We start from the raw sequence: 21,044 nt of genomic DNA, 5'->3' as shown, positions 1-21,044 counted from the left end.
CGGGGCAAGCCCGCTCCCACAGGTTTTGCGGTGATCGTTGTAGGAGCGGGCTTGGCCCGCGATGGGCCGCGCAGCGGCCCCCGTGTTCAGTTGGGCAGGTATTGCGCGCTGACGTACGGCGAGTAATCCGGCAGCACTGCTTCGACCTTGCCTTGCTGCTTGAGGAAAGTGGCCGTGTCGGTCAGCGCCTGGGTGGTCGGCGCGCCCAAGGCACTGGCCTGGTCGGCCGCCAGCGGGTACACGTTGCCCTGCAGCAGCACCGGGATATCCGCAGGCTTGGCACCCGACAGCTTGGCCAGCTTGCTGACGTTGTCCGGGTTGGCCAGCCAGGCGTTCGGGTCCTTGCGGTAGTCGGCGTAGGCGTCGAGGGTGACCTTGGCGAACGATTTGACGATGTCCGGGTGCTTGGCGGCGAAGTCCTTGCGCACGATCCACGCATCGAACGTCGGTGCCCCCTTGCCGGCCAGCTCGCCGGAGGTGATCAGCACCTTGCCGTTTTCCTTGGCCACGCCCAGGGCTGGGTCCCAGACGTAGGTGGCATCGATGTCGCCACGCTTCCAGGCGGCGATGATCGCCGGCGGCGCGAGGTTGAGGATCTGTACCTTGGCTGGGTCGATGTTCCACTGCTTGAGCGCCGCCAGCAGGCTGTAGTGCCCGGTGGATACGAATGGCACGGCGACTTTCTTGCCGACCAGGTCTTGCGGGGTCTTGATGCTGTCGCGGGCCACCAAGGCCTCGCCAGCGCCAATCTGGGTGGCGATCAGGAAGGTTTCCACTGGCAGCTTGCGGCTGGCGGCGGCGGCCAGGGGGCTGGAGCCCAGGTAGCCGATCTGCACGTCGCCGGAGGCGACGGCGGTGATCACATCGGCGCCGTTGTCGAACTTGCGCCAGTCGATGCTGGCCTGGCTGGCTTTCTCGTAGGTGCCATCGACCTGGGCGACCTTGGCCGGGTCGACGGTGGTCTGGTAGGCCACCGTCAGGTCGGCAGCCTGGGCCAGCCAGCTGGTGCTGGCGAGGGTCAGGGCAGCGAACAGGCGCAGCGGAGTGTGCGGGGTCATGGGTGAACTCCTCGTCAGGCAATGGGGCTTGAATGACGAAGAGACTAATTGATCTAAGAAATCAGAAATAAATAACTTTTGGTAATTAGCTTAGGAGGCAAATGAATCGAACCGAGGTGCAGCCGGCTGAGCGCGATGGCGAAATCCTGACCGCCTGCTAGGCTTTTTCGATTTTGCGGGAGGTGGAAGGCGCCTATAAGCAAACGTTTGCAAATAACTTAAAGGAATGAAATGACCTTGCCGATACAACTTTTGGCTGTAATGGTTCCAAAGATATTCCCTAAAAGTCTTAGAAATTCATCAAACAGTCATTTTGGATTTATAGGATTGTCATTATCCTGTTTGCGCAGACGGCGTCTTAGACCTTAGTCGCGAAACGGTTTGTAACGATTGACTTGGCGGACATGGGTTGGTGCTAAATCGGCCCATCCCGGTGAGCAGGGCGTCAGACCCTGCCACCTGAGACGCATAAAAATTAGAACGTAGAGGAGCAAAACATGTACAAGTCCAGCCTGGCTCTGGCCGTGGCACTGGGGGTTCTCGCCCAACAAGCAGGTGCTGCAGGGTTCGTCGAGGACAGCAAGCTGTCCCTCAGCTCGCGCACGATGTACTTCAACAACGACAACCGTGACGGTGGCAATGACAACCGTGAGTCGGGCCAGGGCTTCAAGCTCGATTACCTGTCCGGTTTCACTGAAGGCACCGTGGGCTTCGGCGTCGATGTCCAGGCCCTGTGGGGTATTCACCTGGACGGCGGCAAGGGCCATCACCCGGATAACAGCAGCTTCTTCCCAAGCGACACCGACAAGTCGGCTGTTGGCCAATGGGCACGTATCGGTGGTAATGCCAAGGCGCGCTTCTCCAAGACTGAAGCCCACTTCGGTAGCGCCCTGGCGCCGAACCTGCCGATCCTCGTCGCCAACGATGGTCGTCTGCTGCCGCAAACCTTCGAAGGTGGCACCATCACCTCGAAGGAAATCGACAACCTGACCATCAATGCCGGTCAATTGACCCACGCCATGGGCCGTGCTTCGAGCAACCGTACTGGCTTGTCGGTAGCTGGCGGTACCCAGGACAGCAACAAGTTCCGTTACGGCGGCTTGGACTACAAGCTGACCAAAGACCTGACCCTGCAGTACTACTACTCGAACCTGGAAGACTACTACAAGCAGCACTTCCTGGGCCTGACCCACGTCTACCAGATTGACCAGGACCAGTCGTTCAAGACCGACCTGCGCTACTTCGATAGCAGCAAGGACGGTAAGAACGGTAACTCCGATCATTTCTTCGATAACAACAAGGGTTATGCGAAGAACAAGGGTGAAGTGGACAACAAGACCTGGTCCGCGATCTTTACTTATACCTTGGGCGGTCACTCGTTCCTGCTCGGTCACCAACAGATCAGCGATGATGGTGGCTTCGTCTGGTTGAACCAGGGCAGTGTGGTCGATGGCAATGGCCGCAACGAAGGCGCGGGTGGTTCGAGCTTCTATCTGTTCACTGATAGCATGATCAACCAGTTCGCCAAGGCTGGTGAGAACACCACCTTCGGCCAGTACGCCTATGACTTCGCCCGTTTGGGTGTGCCTGGCCTGAAGGCGTCGGTGTCCTACCTGCGAGGTGACGATATTCGCTATACCTCCGGCCACGGCACCTACAAAGAGTGGGAGCGTGATGCGCGTATCGACTACGTCATCCAGGAAGGCCCGCTCAAAGGCCTGGGCGCCAGCCTGCGTCACGGTGTCTATCGCGGCGAAGGCAGCGAAGCGTCGGCTGATCAGGATCAGACCCGCCTGATCTTCAACTACACTTACAACTTCCTGTAAGCCGTAGCTGCAAAGAAAGCCTCGCCTAGCGCGAGGCTTTTTTGTGGCTGATATCTGATATGCGTTTCAGTCATAAATAAATCAGTATTTATTCTTTTTATTTTTATGAATGAGCAGGCACAGTAAACCCATAGACCCGACACAGCCCAGGAGCCCACCCATGAGCCTGAAACTCGGCGACATCGCCCCCGATTTCGAACAGGATTCCAGCGCCGGCAAGATCCGTTTCCACGAGTGGCTGGGCAACAGCTGGGGTGTGCTGTTTTCCCACCCGGCCGATTTCACCCCGGTGTGCACCACCGAGCTGGGCCTGACCGCCAAGCTCAAGGACGAATTCGCCAAGCGTGGCGTCAAGGCCATTGCCCTGTCGGTGGACCCGGTCGACTCGCATACCCGCTGGATCGACGACATCAACGAGACCCAGAACACCGTGGTCAACTTCCCGATCCTCGCCGACGCCGACCGCAAGGTCTCGGATCTGTACGACCTGATCCACCCCAACGCCAGCGACACCCTGACGGTGCGCTCGCTGTTCGTCATCGACCCGAACAAGAAGGTGCGCCTGACCATCACCTACCCGGCGAGCACCGGGCGCAACTTCAACGAAATCCTGCGGGTGATCGACTCACTGCAACTGACCGACAACCACAAGGTGGCCACGCCAGCGAACTGGCAGGATGGCGATGAAGTGGTGATCGTGCCGTCGCTCAAGGACGAGGACGAAATCAAGCAGCGCTTCCCCAAAGGGTACCGGGCGGTCAAACCCTATCTGCGCCTGACCCCGCAGCCGAATCGTTAGGATCCTTCGTTGCAATGCTCTTGCCATAGCAGGGATTTTGGGCCGTTTCGACGGCCCTTTTTTATGCCTGTGTGGTTTGCGGTGGCTGTACCGGCCTAATCGCGGGACAAGCCCAGCAGCCCCAGCAATCTCGGCTATGTCAGACATTTCCGAACCTGAAACCAAATGCTTCAGCTCGCTGTAGTTAGCGAACTATCCTACGTGCCTGCCGGAAGCCGCCGCATTGTTGGGGGAATAACCCAGGGATAACTTCACCGGGTCGTCACATTTGGCGATCGGGTGTGAGAACCCGACAGCGTAGAGAGCTGGCCTTCCTGTTATGGCAGCCGTGCCCGGGCAGACTTCGGTCTGGCCGAGTTTCTCTTGCGCCTCGGTTTCTCACCCCGTGTGCACGGCTGCCACCCTTGTCTCGTGAGAAAGATCTTGGTGGTGGCGACTTTCCATCGCGCAGAGAACTTGCTCATGAAAAAAATCGTTCCCGACCCTGACGCTCCGACCAACACCCCAACCTCCTGGAAGACCGCAGGCGTCCAGACCTGCCTGGACCTGTACCGCATCCAGCCCGATATCCCTTTTCAACAAGCCTTCGACGAGCTTTCCGTATTGCTGGGGTGCATCCGTCATCTGGCCTGTGAGGCCGAAATGGAAGGCGACCGGATTGCGGGCAGTACGACCCGGATCCTCAGTGCCATGGCCAAGGCGTTGATCGATGATATGGAGATTGGGATGAACCGGGGGCGATGAGTATCCCATGCGGCGATTGGGCCTAATGCGAGAAATGGAATAAACAAATGAAAAAATATGATTTCTAGATATATGTGACAGGCTGTTAATGTCGTTTCCATTCCAGCGGGGCCAACCCCTCGCGGTCCTGCAATCGAATCGAAGGAAGCGTTTCAATGCTGGTTGTTTCTATCGGTGGTAGCCCCAGTCTTCGTTCACGCTCCGGCGTGCTGCTCGAGCGTTCGCGCCAGTGGCTGCAGGGCCGAGGCGTGGAGGTGGTGACCTTCCAGGTACGCGAATTCCCCGCCGAGGACCTACTCCATGCCCGCTTCGACAGCCCGCAGGTGCAGCACTTCCAGCAACTGGTCGCCCAGGCCGATGGCCTGGTGGTCGCCACTCCGGTGTACAAGGCATCGTTCGCCGGCGCTCTGAAAACCCTGCTCGACCTGCTGCCCGAGCGTGCGCTCGAACACAAGGTCGTACTGCCCATCGCCACCGGCGGCAGCATCGCCCACATGCTGGCGGTGGACTACGCACTCAAACCGGTGCTGTCGGCGTTAAAGGCGCAAGAGACCCTGCAAGGGATCTTCGCCGACGACAGCCAGATCGCCTACGGCGAGCACGGCAAGCCGGCACAGCTGGCCGATGCGCTGCACGCGCGCCTGCTGGACTCGCTGGAGCAGTTCCACGTTGCCCTGGCTCGACGGCCCAACCCCGTAGCCCCGGGTGTTCTCAAGCAACGCCTGCTCACCGCTCGCTGGAGCATCTGAGCCGGCATTACCGCTTCACCGCTTTTCCACCTTACTCGCCCGCCAACGAGGCAAGCAGGTGCAACCCGAACCCAACTCGCACAGGAGAGCGCCATGCGCACAGTCTTCTTGCGTCGTGGTCTGGTCGCCCTGTTCGCGGCGGCTGTGTCCTTCGGCGCCATCACCCAGGCCCAGGCCGAAAGCCTGCGTATCGGTTACCAGAAATACGGCACCCTGGTGCTGCTCAAGGCCAAGGGCACCCTGGAAAAACGCCTGGCCGAGCAGGGCATCCAGGTCCAGTGGACCGAGTTCCCTGGCGGCCCGCAGCTGCTCGAAGGGCTGAACGTCGGCTCGATCGACTTCGGGGTCACCGGCGAGACGCCACCCGTGTTCGCCCAGGCAGCGGGTGCCGATCTGCTCTATGTGGCATATGAGCCGCCAGCCCCGCACAGTGAGGCGATCCTGGTGCCCAAGGGCTCGCCCATCCAGTCGGTGAAGGAACTCAAGGGCAAGAAGGTCGCCTTCAACAAAGGTTCCAACGTGCACTACCTGCTGGTCCGCGCCCTGGAAGACGCAGGCCTGAAGTACAGCGACATCCAGCCGGTATACCTGCCGCCCGCCGATGCCCGTGCTGCCTTCGAGCGGGGCAGCGTCGACGCCTGGGTGATCTGGGACCCGTACCAGGCCGCCGCCGAGCAGCAGCTGCAAGCCCGCACCCTGCGTGACGGCAAGGGCCTGGTGGACAACCACCAGTTCTACCTGGCCACCCGTACGTATGCCACGGCCCACCCGGCAGTGATCGACACCCTGGTCGATGAAGTGCGTGCTATCGGTGAATGGTCCCAGGCCAACCCGCAGGAGGTCACCGACCAGGTGGCGCCGTTGCTCGGCCTGCCGGCCGACATCATCCTCACCTCGGTCAAGCGCCAGGGCTTCGGGGCCACGCCGCTGACGCCCGAGGTGGTCGCCGCGCAGCAGAAGATCGCCGACACCTTCCAGGCCCTGAAGCTGATCCCCAAGCCCTTGACCATCAAGGACGTGATCTGGACACCCCCTGCCAAGGTCGCCAGCGCGCCTTGATCGATTCGCCAGCGCCGGGGCGTGGCCCCGGCCCGAGCCAACCTTGAGGAGACAACTCCAATGAGCCTGAATATCTTCTGGTTCCTCCCGACCCATGGTGACGGCAAGTACCTGGGCACCACCGACGGCGCCCGGGCAGTCGATCACGGCTACCTGCAGCAGATCGCCCAGGCCGCCGACCGCCTCGGCTTCGGCGGCGTGCTGATCCCTACCGGGCGCTCCTGCGAGGACTCCTGGCTGGTGGCGGCGTCGCTGATCCCGGTGACCCAGCGCCTGAAGTTCCTGGTGGCCCTGCGCCCTGGCATCATTTCGCCGACCGTGGCGGCGCGCCAGGCCGCGACCCTCGATCGCCTGTCCAACGGCCGGGCCCTGTTCAACCTGGTGACCGGCGGTGACCCGGACGAGCTGGCCGGCGATGGCCTGCACTTGGACCACCAGGCACGCTACGAAGCGTCGGTGGAGTTCACCCGTATCTGGCGCAAGGTGCTCGAAGGCGACGTGGTCGACTATGCCGGCAAGCACATCCAGGTCAAGGGCGCCAAGCTGCTCTACCCGCCGATCCAGCAGCCGCGTCCGCCGCTGTATTTCGGCGGCTCGTCCGATGCCGCCCAGGACCTGGCCGCCGAACAGGTCGAGCTGTACCTGACCTGGGGCGAGCCGCCCGCCGCGGTGGCCGAGAAGATCGCCCAGGTTCGCCAGAAAGCCGCAGCCCTGGGGCGTGAGGTGCGCTTCGGCATCCGCCTGCATGTGATCGTGCGTGAAACCAACGCAGAGGCCTGGGCGGCCGCCGACAAGCTCATCTCGCACCTGGACGACGACACCATTGCCCGTGCCCAGGCGTCCCTGGCGCGCTTCGATTCGGTTGGCCAGCAGCGCATGGCCGCCCTGCATGGCGGCAAGCGCGACAAGCTCGAGGTCAGCCCCAACCTGTGGGCCGGCGTCGGCCTGGTGCGCGGCGGTGCCGGTACCGCGCTGGTGGGTGATGGCCCGACCGTGGCGGCGAGGGTCAAGGAGTACGCAGCGTTGGGCATCGATACCTTCATCTTCTCCGGTTATCCACACCTGGAAGAGTCGTATCGGGTCGCCGAGCTGCTGTTCCCGCACTTGGATGTGCAGCGCCCCGAACAGCCCAAGAGCGGCGGTTACGTGAGCCCATTCGGCGAGATGGTGGCCAACGACATCCTGCCCAAGTCCGTGGCGCAGAGCTGAGGGCCTGGTCATGAGTCGTGCAACGTCTTACTGGTCGAAGCGCCTGGCACCCTGGGCCTTGCCACTGCTGCTGTTGGTGGTGTGGCAACTGGCGGTGGCCAGCGGCTGGCTGTCGACCCGCATCCTGCCGGCACCGAGCGCAGTGGTCAGCGCAGGCGTCGAGCTGGTGCGCAGCGGCGAGATCTGGACGCACCTGGCCATCAGCGGCTGGCGCGCTGCCTTGGGCTTTTTGATCGGCGGCAGCATCGGCCTGGTGCTGGGCTTCATCACGGGCCTGTCGAACTGGGGTGAACGCCTGCTCGACAGCTCGGTGCAGATGATCCGCAACGTGCCGCACCTGGCGCTGATCCCGCTGGTGATCCTGTGGTTCGGCATCGATGAGTCGGCGAAGATTTTCCTGGTGGCGCTGGGGACTTTGTTCCCGATCTACCTCAATACCTACCACGGCATCCGCAACGTCGACCCGGCCCTGGTGGAGATGGCGCGCAGCTATGGCCTGTCGGGCCTGGGCCTGTTCCGCCAGGTGATCCTGCCGGGGGCGTTGCCCTCGATCCTGGTGGGCGTGCGCTTCGCCCTGGGCTTCATGTGGCTGACGCTGATCGTCGCCGAGACCATCTCGGCCAACGCGGGCATCGGCTACTTAGCGATGAACGCACGGGAATTCCTGCAGACCGACGTGGTGGTGCTGGCCATCGTCCTGTATGCCGTGCTCGGCAAGCTCGCCGACCTGGCTGCTCGAGGCCTGGAGCGTGTCTGGCTGCGTTGGCACCCGGCCTATCAAGCAGCGAAGAAGGAGGGCGCATGACCGTGCTCAAGGAACAGCCGCCGCGCCTGCTGCGCGGCACTCCCCTGGCGGCCCAGGGGCTACGCAAGGCTTTCGGCGAGCGCGAGGTGCTGCGCGGCATCGACCTGCATATCCCGGCTGGCCAGTTCGTTGCCGTCGTCGGCCGCAGTGGCTGCGGCAAGAGCACCTTGCTGCGCCTGCTCGCTGGCCTCGACCAGCCCAGCGGCGGCCAGTTGCTCGCTGGCGCCGCGCCATTGGCCCAGGCCCGTGAGGAAACCCGCTTGATGTTCCAGGACGCGCGTCTGCTGCCCTGGAAGAAGGTGATCGACAACGTCGGCCTGGGCCTTTCCGGCAACTGGCGCGCCGATGCCCTGCAGGCGCTGGAGGCCGTCGGCCTGGCGGAGCGGGCCAATGACTGGCCGGCTGCCTTGTCGGGCGGCCAGAAGCAGCGCGTGGCCCTGGCCCGGGCGCTGATCCACAAGCCGCGCCTGCTGCTGTTGGACGAGCCGTTGGGTGCGCTGGATGCGCTGACGCGGATCGAGATGCAGCAACTGATCGAACGCCTGTGGCACCAGCACGGGTTCACCGTGCTGTTGGTCACCCACGACGTCAACGAGGCCGTTGCCGTGGCCGACCGGGTGATCCTGATCGAGGATGGCGCCGTGGGCCTGGACCTGGCCATCGACCTGCCCCGGCCAAGGGGCCGTGGTTCGCATCGCCTGGCGGCGCTGGAAAGCGAAGTCCTCGACCGTGTTCTTGCCGTCCCGGGCACAGCGCCCGAGCCGGAACCTGTAGCGCCTTTGCCCACGCAGTTGCGTTGGGCGCATTGAACCCCAGTAGCCATCGAGAAGGAAGCAAGCCATGACCATCAAAGCCATCAATGTCCGCAACCAGTTCAAAGGCACCGTGAAGGAAATCCTCGAAGGGCCGGTATTGTCGGAAATCGACGTGCAGACCGCCTCTGGCATCGTCACTTCGGTGATCACGACCCGTTCCGTGCGTGAGCTGGAACTGCAGGTGGGCAGCGAAGTGATCGCCTTCGTCAAATCCACCGAGGTGTCGATTGCCAAGTTGTGAGGCGTGACGCCCGGGCCGATTGCCGGCCCGGGCGTCAGCCGGTTCAGGCTTGCGTCGGGCGCAAGCCGCCGAACAGCGTACGGGCCTGGGCTTCGGTCAGCGGACCGCGCCAGGCATTCGTTTTCTGGGCTCGCTCACTGGCCAGCTTCAGATGCCCGGCCTCCAAACCGTCGAATTGCTGGCGTGGCCGCCTCTTGAAGTGAAAATGCGCATACCAGAGGGCCTTGCCCGTGGTGCTGTCGGCGATCTCATACTCCTCTAGGTATTCGATGGGATGGCCGTGCTTGTTCTTGGCCGGGTCAAGGACTCGCGACCATTTAAGGGTCACTCCGCCTTCGGCGTTGAGGTATTCCAGGTGACCGGCCGTAGGGGTTTTCGTGGTTTTGGTCTGCTCGATCCTCAAGCGTCGTCCCAGCGCATCCAGCTGCGTAGCCGACTCCTCCAATCGGCGTACCACATTGCGTAGGGCATCGGTGATGTCTCCACCCGCCTGGTTCGTGATCGACGTGGCGAGTTCACGCAGCGTACTGGCACAACCCTGTGCGTAGTCTTCCAGCTCTTGGGGAAGCATGTTCAGCGTTTTGTAGCGCTGCAGGGATGCTTCTGCTTCCGGGACTTTGGCCAAACGGCGCCGAGCTGCGGTTTCCAGTTGTGGCAGCGTGGTGTTGTAGGCTGGGCGGGCAGCTTGGTTGCTCCGCCATGTGCCTTGTGGCGTTCTGCTGAAGACCGCATGGGCTTCATTCGTGGCATTGTTGGCGATCTGCATCTGTCGCTGGCCATTCACGGTGACCTCGTGACCAATGTACAGCTGCTGGTCCTCGGTCTCGAACAGGCGCGGCCTGCGTGGGCCTCTGGGGGCGGGTCGGGTGGATTGGGTGGATGGGGCCGGAGCGGTCGCGGCGAGCGCTTGTTTCGTTTCGCTGATCAGGAGCGATAATTCAGTGCGCATCCTGCTGATTGCATCGGCCTGGACATGGTCAGGGTAGTTGTCTTTCCAGATACGCATGCGCGTATCGAAGCGTCGATAACGCTCCTGCAACTGGTTCAAGAGGCGATGTTTTTCAGGAGGGTTGAGGTCGACCAACGCCAGGTCACCATGACTGAACAGGGCGCTGCGCAGCGCGGTGAGTTCGTCGTTGAGCTGACGCAAGAACACGATGTCGAACACCGCGTCCGGGGTTATCAATGTCGCGCCCAGGGCTGAGAGGCGTACCACCCGATAACCGTTCGGGTGCAGCGGGATTTCCAGCTTCTCAAGGGCAGCCTCGTAATCAGCCAGGTTCTTGCCTTGCAATTGCGTTTTCAGCTTTGCGCTGTGCCGAAGCTCCTGTTCGATCTCAGCCAGCGCTGCGGCCAGTTCGTTGTACGTGCGCTGCAAGTCGATCACGTGGGTACGTATTTGAGCGTGAGTGGTGAGGGCATCGAGAGCGACGTCGTCTAATAACTCGGCTTGCCTGAACTTTACGGACATGCTCAGGTGCAGCTGGTTGAGCAGCTTTGGATGCTGGTATCCCAGGTCGCCCGAGATGATATGGATGATCTCTGATAAATCGTCTTTGTCGATATAGGCACGCACGGACTTCACGCGCTTGAGGGCCTGTTCGTGAAAATTCACGGAGTTACGCAGTTGGCCCACCAGATCGGCCCGGGCATTTTCGATCACGGCGTCTGAGGCACGCGGCCCTACAGGGCCGTAGGGGCCTAAGCCCACCGCGCGGTTAAAGGCATCGGTCTTGGCTTTGAGCTGGGTCTTGTGGATCTTACTACTGGTGTTGATCTCGCTCAGGATCTCCGAGGGCGTCAACTGCCCCGGTTGCAGGCCGAGGGCGCCCCGCAGGGTCGCCAGGCCACGGTCGTAGAACGTACTGAGGTATGCCCCACCGCCCGCCAGCCCGCTGTTGACCAGATGACCACTCAAGCTGCCATGGGTCTCCCAGACACCTGTGTCGCCGAGGTGTACCGGCTGCTTGTAGGTGCGAGTGGCAGTGCCTTTCAGGCGCCAGGTGAGGTTGGTTTTGTCCCATTCGACTTGGTAGTAGCGACCGTTGCGGACGATATAGTCAGCCTTGGACTTTACGTGACGGTGAACACCGACGCCGTTGGCATTGGGGTGGGCGGTCCAAGGTCCTGTCGGCACGTCGGTTTCATACCCGCTGAAGGACGACGAGTGCTTGTAGTGGGCCGTTTTGAGGGTGGTACTTGCCAGTTGCCTTTGCTGAGTTCGCACACGCCCCAGCTGGCCTGCCTTGACGGGAAGTGTTGCGCTGGGCGTCAGGTCCATGAGAGCGTCGAACAGCGACAGAAACACGCTGTTCAGATATTCGATACCGTTTGCCGAGTCGCCACGAAGAAACGCCTCGACACTTGCGTTGGCGGCATGCCAGCCGTCATACAAGGCGATGACCGAGCCCACCAGGGGGACGAAACCCAGGGCCATCTTGATGTAGTCGTACACGCGACCATGACGGATAGCTTCTGACTCCAGGTACAGGTCGACTTGGCTACGGGAAGTGGCGCGGTTCTCCTGGATAAGGCGGCCCATGATCAGGTTCGCCTGATAGGTGGCGAGCAAGCCGGGCAGCGCGATGCCAGGCGCGACGAACCCTGAAAAGCCTTTGCTCAGGGCCGTGTTGATGTAGGCCAGGTGCTCGGCTTGGGCATCATCGAGCGGCAGCTTGGCCAAGTAGCTGCGCATACTCTCGGCCAGTGCCATGCGCTCAAGGGCCTGGCAGGCTAGCGTTGGGTTCTCATGTTGGCTGATGACCTTTCCGTCGGGCGCATCGGGCAACAGCAGCAGGGTTGGACCTGTCGCTGCCTGCAGCAGGAAAATGCCCGAGAGGGTCACTGCTGTGCTGGTGCCGTCGGCCGCTGTGCCAGGGCGCAGGACCACCGAGTGGAAATTGATGGTGTGGGCCCCATCGGTACGCACTTGTTCCTGGCAAAACAGGTCGAGCATGCGCTGACCCGCTGCATCCAGGGCGTCCGGCTGGCTCAGGGCGATGATTCTGAGCTGGTGCACGAAGGGTGCTCGCAAGGTTTCCTGGCGATGCTCGCTTTCGAAGACGGACTCGTCTGACAAGCCTTTGAAGGTGTCGGTGATGCGTTGCTCGTAGGCCTTGGGCAGATCGAGCTTTTTCACCAAGTTGGCGATGTAGGTCAGGTTGACGCCGGCGCGAATCTTCGGCTCGACCGGGCCGTCTGAGAAAAGAACGTTGGCATTGGTCAGGCGCAGTTTAAGGTCATCGTCGAGCGCCCACAGCAGAAAATCCGGCAATTCGATGGCGCTGCGCGACTTGCTGAATTCGACGACTTGCTTGACGGCATGGCCGATGCCGGACTCTCCCACAGGGATGAGTCGTCGGCTGATGCTGTCGGCCATATCCAATTTGATGACCGGAACCGTCTTGGCTTCGAAGTCTGTGCGCAGCTGCTGCTCCAGTGCGCTGCGTGCGAACTTCCCACGCTCGGGAAGATCACGTTCGAGCAATTGGTTGGATGCCAGCATCGCGCCGCGCAGCGCCTCTATTTCGGCGGCCAGTTCGGCGCGTGAGGCTGGGGCCAGGCTGCGCAGCGACGCCAGCTGGGTGCCGATCAAGTCGGTCCGGTTTCGCTCGGCCAGGTGGGCAAAGGCCAGCCTGCGCGCCAGGTTGATACCCAGCCCCAGGCGTGCCTCGACCGTTTCCAGCGAGGGATCCTGCGGCAGGCTGGCCTGGATGGTCTGGATGCAATAGTCGAATGCATGGGTGGTGATCGGCTCGCAGACGAGCTCCAGAGATTCGGGGGAATCGTACAGGGCATCGAACAACGCCTGGGGGCTTTGCGGCCAAGCACCGTGCACCAGGGATTCGGGCCAGGCACCGCACAGTGTGGCCTGCACGCGCTCGGCCAGTTGCGCCTGGCTTTCAAGGTGCATCAGCCCGCCGTCACGCCCGGCCAGGAACAGCAGCCATGAGCGGTCCGGATCCAGCGTATCGGCATCCGGCACACCCTGCAGTGCCAACAGGCCGGTCAGTTGCCATGAATGCGAGCCGACCTTGATGTGTACGGCATAGGGTTGCACCTTGCGCTGCAGGCTGGGTTCGGGACGTTCTACGAGCTGTTCCACCCAGCTGAGGTGCTCGTGTCGCAACTCGCCCAGCAGGTGCTGGAAACGCGCCTCGCCTTTCAGGGCGCGCGCCAGAAGCTGACTTAGATGGTCGAACCGACTGGCGTCTGTGTGCTGCTCACTCCATGTTGTCGAGGTAATGCTCGCCGGCAACTGGGAAAACAACTGCTCGAGCTCGGTTGCTACGGCATCAAGTTCTGCCTGGTGTTCCCTGAGCATGGCCATCTTGGTCGAGGACGGGGCGGTGTCGTCACCCAGGTAGGCTGCAAGAAACTGTTCCTGCCGTGCGACGCGCTGCTTGCGCCAGCCCAGGGGGAGCTTGCGAGGCAGGGCGTCGAAGTGCAGCTCATCCATGGCCAGTTGCTGGTCATAGGTGATAAGCGAATCGATCTTCTGTTCAAGTGTTCTAGGCAGGGCCGGACGTGGATCGAATGCTCGTTTTTCTTCCCAGGCCTGGAGCGTCGTCCAATCCAGCGGGTCGGTCTCGCTTTCCTGTGCGGCTTCGGTCAAATGGTTCGAGGTGGTGCGATGCTTGTGGGCCAGGACTTCATCGACCCATGCGCCAAACCCATCGCCCGTGGTATCGACCCAGTCGATGGCACTGTCATCGCTTCCCGGCAGCAAGGGGACAGCGGGGTCAGGCCAGAGCATGTAGCGATTGCCGTGGAGCCAGGTGCGCAGCGCGGCCTCATTGTCGAAGGTATGGATTGTAGTGTTCGCGTCGGGCCTGTACAGCAGCCAGCGGGTTTCATTGGCGCGGGGCTTGATGAGCAGTGTGGTGGTGCAGGTCTCGGTCTTGCCGTCGGGCTGTACCCAACGAGCCAGAGCGTATTCAGGGGTCGGATCTGGCTGGCCCTGGAGCCAGGCCGCCGTTTCTATATGATCCAGCCCGAGCGCCAGATCCAGGCTCGCGGCGAAATGCTCGCGCAGTAATTGAGCTGCATGAGTTTTGCGGGAAACAGCCTTGCCTGGCATGCGACCGGACCAGTAGGCGGTCCAGGCCGAGATGCCGGTGCCGGCCCAGACGGGTACAAGCCCGGACTGCCAGTCATCGGCTGTCCAGGTGGCATAGGGAGAATCCTCAGGAAACCCCCAGGGTTGCCAATTGGCGAAGGGCGTGGCGAATGTGGGGCTGGCAAGTACCCGGGCGGCAAGGGTCAGCAACGTGACTTGGCCGGTGTCATGCTTCAGGCCGCAGGCGTAGGGGTCGACTTTAAACTGACGTTCGAGTTGGTACTGCAAGGTGTCCTTGAGCCGAGGAGCTTGCGCTTCCAGCGTTTGCAGGGCCTTGGCTGCGTCCAGCCGGCGTTGCCTGGCGACGCGCAGCGCATCGCCACGACCCGCGCTGATTGCCGGTACCGGTGGAGTGAGCGCAGCAGTCGAGTCAAAGGATAGAAAGTCGGACGGGGTGGTTTGGGGCATGCGTGCCTCTCCGAAATCGTGGCATGGGGAGCCACTATTTCAGCGAGTGCAGGCATCGACAGGTGTTACATATGCACCGATCAGCGCTTGGGCAGGAATGGCGGCAAGTACAGCCCCAGGTACGCCTCGAACACCCGCTTGCCCTCTTCGGCCATGCGCGGGGTGATCGCCTCGTGCAACTGCACCGACCGTGCATAGACCCGGTCGCTCAACTCCATGGCCAGCGCGAACACATCCACATCCGTCGGCATCGCCGGCAGCTGGAAGTGCTGGTCGAACAGCTTGTGCATCAGCTCGCCCAGCTCCATGTCGTGCAGGCGGTCGGCCTGGACCACTTCGCTCAACCCGTGCTGGGCCAGGATCAGCTGGCGCGCTGCGGCGTCCTCGTTATAGATATCCAGCATGCGTTGTTCGACCAGCCGCGAGAGGTCGTGCCAGGTGCTCAGTGCCGAGCTGTCGATCGGCGCGCAGAGCGCTTCGCGAAAGGCCAGGTGCACATCGGCGGTCAGGGCTTCGAGCAGCGCCGGGACGCTGGCGAAGAAGTGATATACCGACGAGGGGGGAATCTGCGCCCGCTCGGCCACGCTGTAGATCGACAGGCCTGCCACGCCCTGGTCGGCCAGCAGCTCACGCGCCGCCGCCAGGATCGCGTCGATCCTGGCCTGGCTGCTGGCGCGGGGCTTGCGCGGGCTGGCGGTGCGGCTCATCAGTTGCTGATCGCCAGGATACTGGCCTGGTAGGCGCCGACGAACAGGTCGAAGTCACCGACTTCCTGCTGTTCCAGACGCGATTGCTCGGCCAGCGATTCGCGCGCCAGGGCCTCGAAGGCCTGTTGGCGTTCGATATCCAGCGCCTGCTCACGGAAGGTCTCGGCGTGCAGGCGGCTCTGGCGCAGCGCGAACTGGACGAAGGACTCGTCGTGCTCGGTCATGCGCGCCAGTACCTGGGCCGACGGCGTCAGCGAGGCGTCGTCGACCTTCGCCTGCTGCGCGGCCAGCGCCTTGGCGTGCTCGTCGCCACCCTGGGCGCGGTCGAGCAGTTCGGCCAGTGGCGCGATGCGGGTGATCAGCTCGCTGGCCCAGTCGCGCAGGCCGATCGGTTGACCATCGCGGCGCAGTTCCAGGCCGGGGCGACGGCCTTCCTTGACCACGGTGAGGAAGTTGCTGGTGCACTGGCCGCATTCGCCACTGCCCAGCTGCGGGCTGTCATCGAGTGCGCAGAACAGCAGGAAGGCGTCGAGGAAACGCGCCTGGGGCAGGTCGATGCCCACCGGCAGGAACGGGTTGATGTCCAGGCAGCGTACTTCGACGTACTGCACACCACGGGACATCAGTGCCTGGATCGGCCGCTCGCCGGTGTAGGTGACGCGCTTGGGCCGGATGTTCGAGTAGTACTCGTTCTCGATCTGCAGGATGTTGGTGTTCAGTTGCACCCACTCGCCATCCTTGTGGGTGCCGATTTCCACATAGGGCGGGTAGGGCGTGCCTACCGCCTTGCGCAGGCTGTCGGTGTAGCTGGCCAGGTCGTTGTAGCACGGCGTCAGGCCCGCCTGGGCGTTGCTCTGGTAGCCCAGGTCGCTCATGCGCAGGCTGGTGGCGTAGGGCAGGTACAGGGTCTCGGCGTCCAGCTCCTCGAGCTGGTGCGGGTGGCCGCGCAGGAAGCCTTTGTCCAGTGCCGGCGATGCGCCGAACAGGTACATCAGCAGCCAGCTGTAGCGGCGGAAGTTGCGGATCAGCGCGATGTACGCCGCCGACTGGAAGTCGCGGTCGTTCTGCTCGCTGCCTTCGGCTTCGCGCAGCAATGGCCACAGCGCCTCGGGCAGGGAGAAGTTGTAGTGGATACCGGCGATGCATTGCATGGTGCGGCCGTAGCGCAGGGCCAGGCCCTTGCGATAGACATGCTTGAGCTTGCCGATGTTGGAGCTGCCGTATTCGGCGATCGGGATATCCTCCTCGGCCGGCAGCGCGCAGGGCATCGAGGGGCTCCACAGGTATTCGTCGCCAAGCTTGGTGTAGACGAAACGGTGGATCTGGTCGAGGCTCTCGAGCACTTGGGCCGGGTCCGCCAGGGCTGGGGTGATGAACTCCAGCAGCGACTCGGAATAATCCGTGGTGATCTGCTCATTGGTCAGCGCCGAACCCAGGGCTTCGGGGTGCGGGGTCTGGGCCAGGCGACCTTCGTCGGTCACGCGCAGGCATTCGCGCTCAATACCGTGCAGGCACTGCTTGAGCAGAGGGAGATTGGCGCCGAGCAGGCTCAGGCGGCGGTTGAGGAGTTCGCTCAAGATGGATTCCTTCACGCGTCAGTCGCCCCAATATGGGGGTAGAGATGACGGTCTACAAGGGTAGGGACAAAGGAACTGGCGTTGTCGCCTGGTTTACGCGGTTCCAGCCTCGAGCCGCCGTGCGCTGCATCGCACTGCAAGCCCGCCCCCACACCGTCGTAGGAGCGGGCTTGCCCCGCGATGGGGCGCGCAGCGGCCCCAGGTTTCCATTGCTGTCGAAAATACCGCAGATAAGGCGCGATGAGCTAGAGAACCGCGAAGGTTCCCTGCGCCTTGGCCACGAGCTTGTCGCCCTGGAATACGTCGGCGTCGACCACGAGGGTGCGGCGCCCGGCGTGCAGCACACGTGCCGTGCACACGACTTCGCCGTCGCTCACGGCTCGCAGGTAGTTGATCTTGCATTCGATCGTCACGCTCTGCTGGTCGAAGCCATGGCTGGCCGAGCAGGCCAGACCCATGGCGATGTCCACCAGGCTGAAGATCGCCCCGCCATGCAGCTTCTGGCCGCGGTTGCGCAGGTGCGGCTCGAGTGCCAGGGCCACCTCGGCCACGCCTGTTTCCAAGCGTTGCAGGCGGCAGCCCAGGAGCTGGCTGAAGGCGCTTTCGACGTATTCGGCCGGAACGTCCATCACTTCTTCTTCAGTTGCTTGGCATTGGCGAACAGGGCTGCCATGGCGTTGTTGGCCGGCGCCGCGGCGGTTTCGCGCTGGCGCGGCGCCTGCTGCGGACGGTTACCGCTGCCCCGGTTGCCGCCCCGGTTGCCATCGACCTTCTCGCCTGGGGTATCGCCCATACGCATGGACAGGCCCACGCGCTTGCGCGGAATGTCCACTTCCATGACCTTCACCTTGACCACATCGCCTGCCTTGACCGCCTCGCGGGGGTCCTTGACGAACTTCTCCGAGAGCGCCGAGATATGTACCAAGCCGTCCTGGTGCACACCGATGTCGACGAAGGCGCCAAAGTTGGTGACGTTGGTCACTACGCCTTCGAGGATCATGCCCGGCTGCAGGTCCTTGAGGTCCTCGACGCCGTCCTGGAACGTGGCGGTCTTGAACTCGGGACGTGGGTCGCGGCCAGGCTTGTCCAGTTCCTGGAGGATGTCCGTGACGGTCGGCAGGCCGAAGGTCTCGTCGGTGAACTTCTTCGGGTCCAGGCGCTTGAGGAAGCTGCTGTCACCGATCAAGGAACGGATGTCGCGGCCGGTATCGGCGGCGATGCGCTGCACCAGCGGGTAGGCCTCAGGGTGCACCGCCGAGGCGTCCAACGGGTTGTCGCCGTTCATCACCCGCAGGAAGCCTGCGGCCTGTTCGAAGGTTTTCTCGCCCAGGCGGCTGACCTTCTTCAGCGCCGCGCGGGTGGCGAACGGGCCATTGGCGTCGCGGTGGGCGACGATGTTCTGGGCCAGGGTCGCGTTGAGGCCGGAAATGCGAGTCAGCAGGGCCACCGAGGCGGTGTTGACGTCTACGCCCACGGCGTTCACACAGTCCTCGACCACGGCGTCCAGGCCGCGGGCCAGCTTCACCTGGGAGACGTCGTGCTGGTACTGGCCGACGCCGATGGATTTAGGGTCGATCTTCACCAGCTCGGCCAGCGGGTCCTGCAGCCGGCGGGCGATGGACACGGCGCCACGGATCGAAACGTCCAGGTCCGGGAACTCACGGGCGGCCAGTTCAGAGGCCGAATACACCGATGCGCCGGCCTCGGAGACCATGATCTTGGTGATCTTCAGGGCTGGGTATTTCTTGACCAGTTCGGTCACCAGCTTGTCGCTTTCGCGGCTGGCAGTGCCGTTGCCGATGGCGATCAGCTCCACCGAGTGCTTGGCGCACAGGGCCGCGAGGATGGAAATGGTGCGGTCCCAGTCGTTCTTCGGCGCGTGCGGGTACACCGTGGTGTGATCCAGCAGCTTGCCGGTGGCGTCGACCACGGCGACCTTGCAGCCGGTGCGCAGGCCCGGGTCGAAGCCCAGGGTGGCGCGCGGGCCGGCCGGGGCGGCCAGCAGCAGGTCGTGCAGGTTATGGGCGAAGACGTTGATCGCCTCGCCTTCGGCGTTGTCGCGCAGTTCGCCGAACAGGTCGGTTTCCAGGTGGGTGTACAGCTTGACCTTCCAGGTCCAGCGCACCACTTCGGCCAGCCATTTGTCGGCCGGGCGGTTGCGGTTGTCCAGGCCGAAGTGGCTGGCGATCATCAGCTCGCACGGGTGCAGGGTGCCTGGCAGCTCTTCGCCCACCTTCAAGGATGCGCTGAGCACGCCTTCGTTGCGGCCCCGGAAGATCGCCAGGGCGCGGTGCGAGGGTACGTTGCGCAGCAATTCGTCATGGGCGAAGTAGTCGCGGAACTTGGCGCCTTCCTCTTCCTTGCCCGCCACCACGCGGGCGCTGAGTACCGACTCCTGCTTGAGGAAGCCACGCAGCTTGTCGAGCAGGGCGGCGTCCTCGGCGAAGCGCTCCATGAGGATGTACTTGGCGCCCTCCAGCGCGGCCTTGACGTCGGCCACGCCTTTTTCGGCATCGACGAAACGCGCCGCTTCGGTCTCCGGGGTCAGTTGTGGGTCGCCGAGCAGGCCGTCGGCCAGCTCGCCCAGGCCGGCTTCCAGGGCGATCTGGCCTTTGGTGCGGCGCTTCTGTTTGTAGGGAAGATAAAGGTCTTCCAGACGGGTCTTGGTGTCGGCGAGCTTGATTTCGCGGGCCAGCTCCGGGGTCAGCTTGCCCTGCTCTTCGATGCTGGCCAGGATGCTGGCACGCCGCTCGTCGAGCTCGCGCAGGTAGCGCAGGCGTTCCTCCAGGTGACGCAGCTGGGTGTCGTCCAGGCTGCCGGTCACCTCCTTGCGGTAACGGGCGATGAAAGGCACCGTCGAGCCTTCGTCCAACAGGGCCACGGCCGCCTCGACCTGCTGTGGGCGAACGCCCAGTTCCTCGGCGATACGGCTGTTGATGCTATCCATGAGAACCACCTGACAAATTGAGAATGCTGGAGGCCGCGAAGGGGGCGTGCAGGCCCGGCGGCGCTGGATGAAAGCGGCGCATTATACCCATCGTGCCGGGCTTGCGGTGATGGCGCCGGGCCAGCGCGGGCCGGATGGGAACTGGCGCCAGGGGAAAAATCTGCTAACAATGCACACGGCACGCATGGCAGTGGCTACGCCATAATGCGCGGCGATACCAAAGGAGTTTTTCATGACCAGCACCGCAAACACCGCCGAAGGCGACAAGATTCTCATCGTCGATGACGATCCGGGGCTGAGCAGCCTGCTGGAGCGTTTTTTCACCAGCAAGGGCTACCGCGCCCGCACGGTGCCCAATACCGAGCAAATGGACCGCCTGCTGTCGCGTGAAGTCTTCAACCTGGTGGTGCTCGACCTCATGCTGCCCGGCGAGGATGGCCTGGCAGCCTGCAAGCGCCTGCGTGCGGCGAACAACCAGATCCCGATCATCATGCTCACCGCCAAGGGCGACGAACTCAGCCGCATCAAGGGCCTGGAGCTGGGCGCCGACGACTACCTCGGCAAACCGTTCAACCCTGATGAACTGGTCGCACGGGTCAAGGCCGTGCTGCGTCGTCAGGCACCCTCGGTACCGGGTGCGCCCGGCAGCGAGGAGGAGACCGTCACGTTCGGCGACTACGAGCTGTCGCTGGCCACCCGCGAGCTCAAGCGCGGCGAAGAAGTCCATATGCTCACCACCGGCGAATTCGCCGTGCTCAAGGCCCTGGTGATGCATGCCCGCGAGCCGCTGACCCGCGACAAGCTGATGAACCTGGCCCGTGGCCGCGAGTGGGATGCCCTGGAGCGTTCCATCGACGTGCAGATCTCGCGCCTGCGCCGCATGATCGAGCCAGACCCCTCCAAACCGCGCTACATTCAGACCGTGTGGGGCGTAGGCTACGTCTTCGTGCCGGACGGAAACACCAGCAAATGACCTTCAGC

16 protein-coding genes are annotated in these 21,044 nt (G+C 63.1%); 10 read left to right on the top strand and 6 right to left on the bottom strand.

Annotated elements, in window-relative coordinates; translation table 11 throughout:
* Nucleotides 1–86: 86 nt before the first annotated feature.
* Nucleotides 87–1,058 carry a taurine ABC transporter substrate-binding protein gene (gene tauA / locus AC1MHZ_RS02325; RefSeq protein WP_368828769.1) on the bottom strand — a complete coding sequence of 324 codons (972 nt, stop codon included), beginning with the start codon at nt 1,056–1,058 and terminating at the stop codon, nt 87–89.
* A gap of 497 nt (nt 1,059–1,555) precedes the next feature.
* Between tauA and AC1MHZ_RS02320 the strand changes: the two genes are divergently transcribed.
* From AC1MHZ_RS02320 to AC1MHZ_RS02280, 9 genes are all read left to right on the top strand, one after another.
* Entirely contained in the window at nt 1,556–2,884 is a 1,329-nt protein-coding gene (locus tag AC1MHZ_RS02320) for an OprD family porin (RefSeq protein ID WP_482965982.1), read from the top strand.
* Nucleotides 2,885–3,044: 160 nt separating this feature from the next.
* Complete coding sequence (locus AC1MHZ_RS02315) at nt 3,045–3,683, top strand: peroxiredoxin (protein WP_084853658.1); 639 nt, start codon at nt 3,045–3,047, stop codon at nt 3,681–3,683.
* A 462-nt stretch (nt 3,684–4,145) separates the two neighbouring features.
* A complete protein-coding gene (locus AC1MHZ_RS02310) occupies nt 4,146–4,427 on the top strand; it encodes a DUF3077 domain-containing protein (protein ID WP_324817178.1) in 282 nt (93 codons plus the stop codon).
* Between the two features lie 155 nt (nt 4,428–4,582).
* Complete coding sequence (gene ssuE / locus AC1MHZ_RS02305) at nt 4,583–5,176, top strand: NADPH-dependent FMN reductase (protein ID WP_084853659.1); 594 nt, start codon at nt 4,583–4,585, stop codon at nt 5,174–5,176.
* Between the two features lie 93 nt (nt 5,177–5,269).
* A complete protein-coding gene (locus tag AC1MHZ_RS02300; RefSeq protein ID WP_416767333.1) occupies nt 5,270–6,235 on the top strand; it encodes a sulfonate ABC transporter substrate-binding protein in 966 nt (321 codons plus the stop codon).
* A gap of 60 nt (nt 6,236–6,295) precedes the next feature.
* Nucleotides 6,296–7,444, top strand: coding sequence for an FMNH2-dependent alkanesulfonate monooxygenase (gene ssuD / locus AC1MHZ_RS02295; protein ID WP_324817172.1), 1,149 nt, complete (start codon nt 6,296–6,298; stop codon nt 7,442–7,444).
* Between the two features lie 10 nt (nt 7,445–7,454).
* Nucleotides 7,455–8,249: an aliphatic sulfonate ABC transporter permease SsuC gene (gene ssuC / locus AC1MHZ_RS02290; RefSeq protein ID WP_084853665.1), complete on the top strand. Its 795-nt coding sequence runs from the start codon at nt 7,455–7,457 to the stop codon at nt 8,247–8,249.
* Nucleotides 8,246–9,058 carry an aliphatic sulfonates ABC transporter ATP-binding protein gene (gene ssuB, locus AC1MHZ_RS02285; protein ID WP_084853667.1) on the top strand — a complete coding sequence of 271 codons (813 nt, stop codon included), beginning with the start codon at nt 8,246–8,248 and terminating at the stop codon, nt 9,056–9,058. Before ssuC ends, ssuB begins: the two co-directional genes overlap by 4 nt.
* Before the next feature lie 31 nt (nt 9,059–9,089).
* Complete coding sequence (locus AC1MHZ_RS02280; RefSeq protein WP_003255829.1) at nt 9,090–9,305, top strand: TOBE domain-containing protein; 216 nt, start codon at nt 9,090–9,092, stop codon at nt 9,303–9,305.
* A 43-nt stretch (nt 9,306–9,348) separates the two neighbouring features.
* Here the strand turns inward: AC1MHZ_RS02280 and AC1MHZ_RS02275 are convergent, their stop codons facing one another.
* The 5 genes from AC1MHZ_RS02275 to AC1MHZ_RS02255 all read right to left on the bottom strand — a co-directional run bounded on the left by AC1MHZ_RS02275 (nt 9,349) and on the right by AC1MHZ_RS02255 (nt 20,063).
* Nucleotides 9,349–14,832 carry a dermonecrotic toxin domain-containing protein gene (locus AC1MHZ_RS02275; protein WP_482965981.1) on the bottom strand — a complete coding sequence of 1,828 codons (5,484 nt, stop codon included), beginning with the start codon at nt 14,830–14,832 and terminating at the stop codon, nt 9,349–9,351.
* 80 nt (nt 14,833–14,912) lie between these two features.
* Nucleotides 14,913–15,539 (bottom strand): TetR/AcrR family transcriptional regulator, encoded by a 627-nt coding sequence (locus AC1MHZ_RS02270; RefSeq protein ID WP_368828773.1) that lies wholly within the window; start codon nt 15,537–15,539, stop codon nt 14,913–14,915.
* Nucleotides 15,539–17,116 (bottom strand): glutamate--cysteine ligase, encoded by a 1,578-nt coding sequence (gene gshA / locus AC1MHZ_RS02265; protein ID WP_482965980.1) that lies wholly within the window; start codon nt 17,114–17,116, stop codon nt 15,539–15,541. The genes AC1MHZ_RS02270 and gshA overlap by 1 nt, the downstream gene beginning before the upstream one ends.
* 245 nt (nt 17,117–17,361) lie before the next feature.
* Nucleotides 17,362–17,745: a PaaI family thioesterase gene (locus tag AC1MHZ_RS02260; RefSeq protein WP_084853675.1), complete on the bottom strand. Its 384-nt coding sequence runs from the start codon at nt 17,743–17,745 to the stop codon at nt 17,362–17,364.
* Entirely contained in the window at nt 17,745–20,063 is a 2,319-nt protein-coding gene (locus tag AC1MHZ_RS02255) for a Tex family protein (protein WP_084853677.1), read from the bottom strand. Before AC1MHZ_RS02255 ends, AC1MHZ_RS02260 begins: the two co-directional genes overlap by 1 nt.
* 232 nt (nt 20,064–20,295) lie before the next feature.
* Here AC1MHZ_RS02255 and ompR point away from each other — a divergent pair, with 232 nt between their 5' ends.
* On the top strand, nt 20,296–21,036 hold the full coding sequence (gene ompR / locus AC1MHZ_RS02250; protein WP_084853679.1) for an osmolarity response regulator transcription factor OmpR: 741 nt from the start codon (nt 20,296–20,298) through the stop codon (nt 21,034–21,036).
* Nucleotides 21,037–21,044: the final 8 nt, after the last annotated feature.

It is taken from the genome of Pseudomonas sp. FA-1 (assembly GCF_056856075.1).
This window is presented reverse-complemented; position numbering and strand designations above follow the sequence as displayed.

What these genes read in the sequence shown, in the direction of transcription:
- AC1MHZ_RS02260 (WP_084853675.1), bottom strand. Translation starts at nt 17,745, where the DNA reads ATGGACGTTCCGGCCGAATACGTCGAAAGCGCCTTCAGCCAGCTCCTG.
- ssuE (WP_084853659.1), top strand. Translation starts at nt 4,583, where the DNA reads ATGCTGGTTGTTTCTATCGGTGGTAGCCCCAGTCTTCGTTCACGCTCC.
- AC1MHZ_RS02320 (WP_482965982.1), top strand. Translation starts at nt 1,556, where the DNA reads ATGTACAAGTCCAGCCTGGCTCTGGCCGTGGCACTGGGGGTTCTCGCC.
- AC1MHZ_RS02315 (WP_084853658.1), top strand. Translation starts at nt 3,045, where the DNA reads ATGAGCCTGAAACTCGGCGACATCGCCCCCGATTTCGAACAGGATTCC.
- ssuB (WP_084853667.1), top strand. Translation starts at nt 8,246, where the DNA reads ATGACCGTGCTCAAGGAACAGCCGCCGCGCCTGCTGCGCGGCACTCCC.
- ssuD (WP_324817172.1), top strand. Translation starts at nt 6,296, where the DNA reads ATGAGCCTGAATATCTTCTGGTTCCTCCCGACCCATGGTGACGGCAAG.
- AC1MHZ_RS02310 (WP_324817178.1), top strand. Translation starts at nt 4,146, where the DNA reads ATGAAAAAAATCGTTCCCGACCCTGACGCTCCGACCAACACCCCAACC.
- ssuC (WP_084853665.1), top strand. Translation starts at nt 7,455, where the DNA reads ATGAGTCGTGCAACGTCTTACTGGTCGAAGCGCCTGGCACCCTGGGCC.
- AC1MHZ_RS02280 (WP_003255829.1), top strand. Translation starts at nt 9,090, where the DNA reads ATGACCATCAAAGCCATCAATGTCCGCAACCAGTTCAAAGGCACCGTG.
- tauA (WP_368828769.1), bottom strand. Translation starts at nt 1,058, where the DNA reads ATGACCCCGCACACTCCGCTGCGCCTGTTCGCTGCCCTGACCCTCGCC.
- ompR (WP_084853679.1), top strand. Translation starts at nt 20,296, where the DNA reads ATGACCAGCACCGCAAACACCGCCGAAGGCGACAAGATTCTCATCGTC.
- AC1MHZ_RS02300 (WP_416767333.1), top strand. Translation starts at nt 5,270, where the DNA reads ATGCGCACAGTCTTCTTGCGTCGTGGTCTGGTCGCCCTGTTCGCGGCG.
- AC1MHZ_RS02275 (WP_482965981.1), bottom strand. Translation starts at nt 14,832, where the DNA reads ATGCCCCAAACCACCCCGTCCGACTTTCTATCCTTTGACTCGACTGCT.
- AC1MHZ_RS02255 (WP_084853677.1), bottom strand. Translation starts at nt 20,063, where the DNA reads ATGGATAGCATCAACAGCCGTATCGCCGAGGAACTGGGCGTTCGCCCA.
- AC1MHZ_RS02270 (WP_368828773.1), bottom strand. Translation starts at nt 15,539, where the DNA reads ATGAGCCGCACCGCCAGCCCGCGCAAGCCCCGCGCCAGCAGCCAGGCC.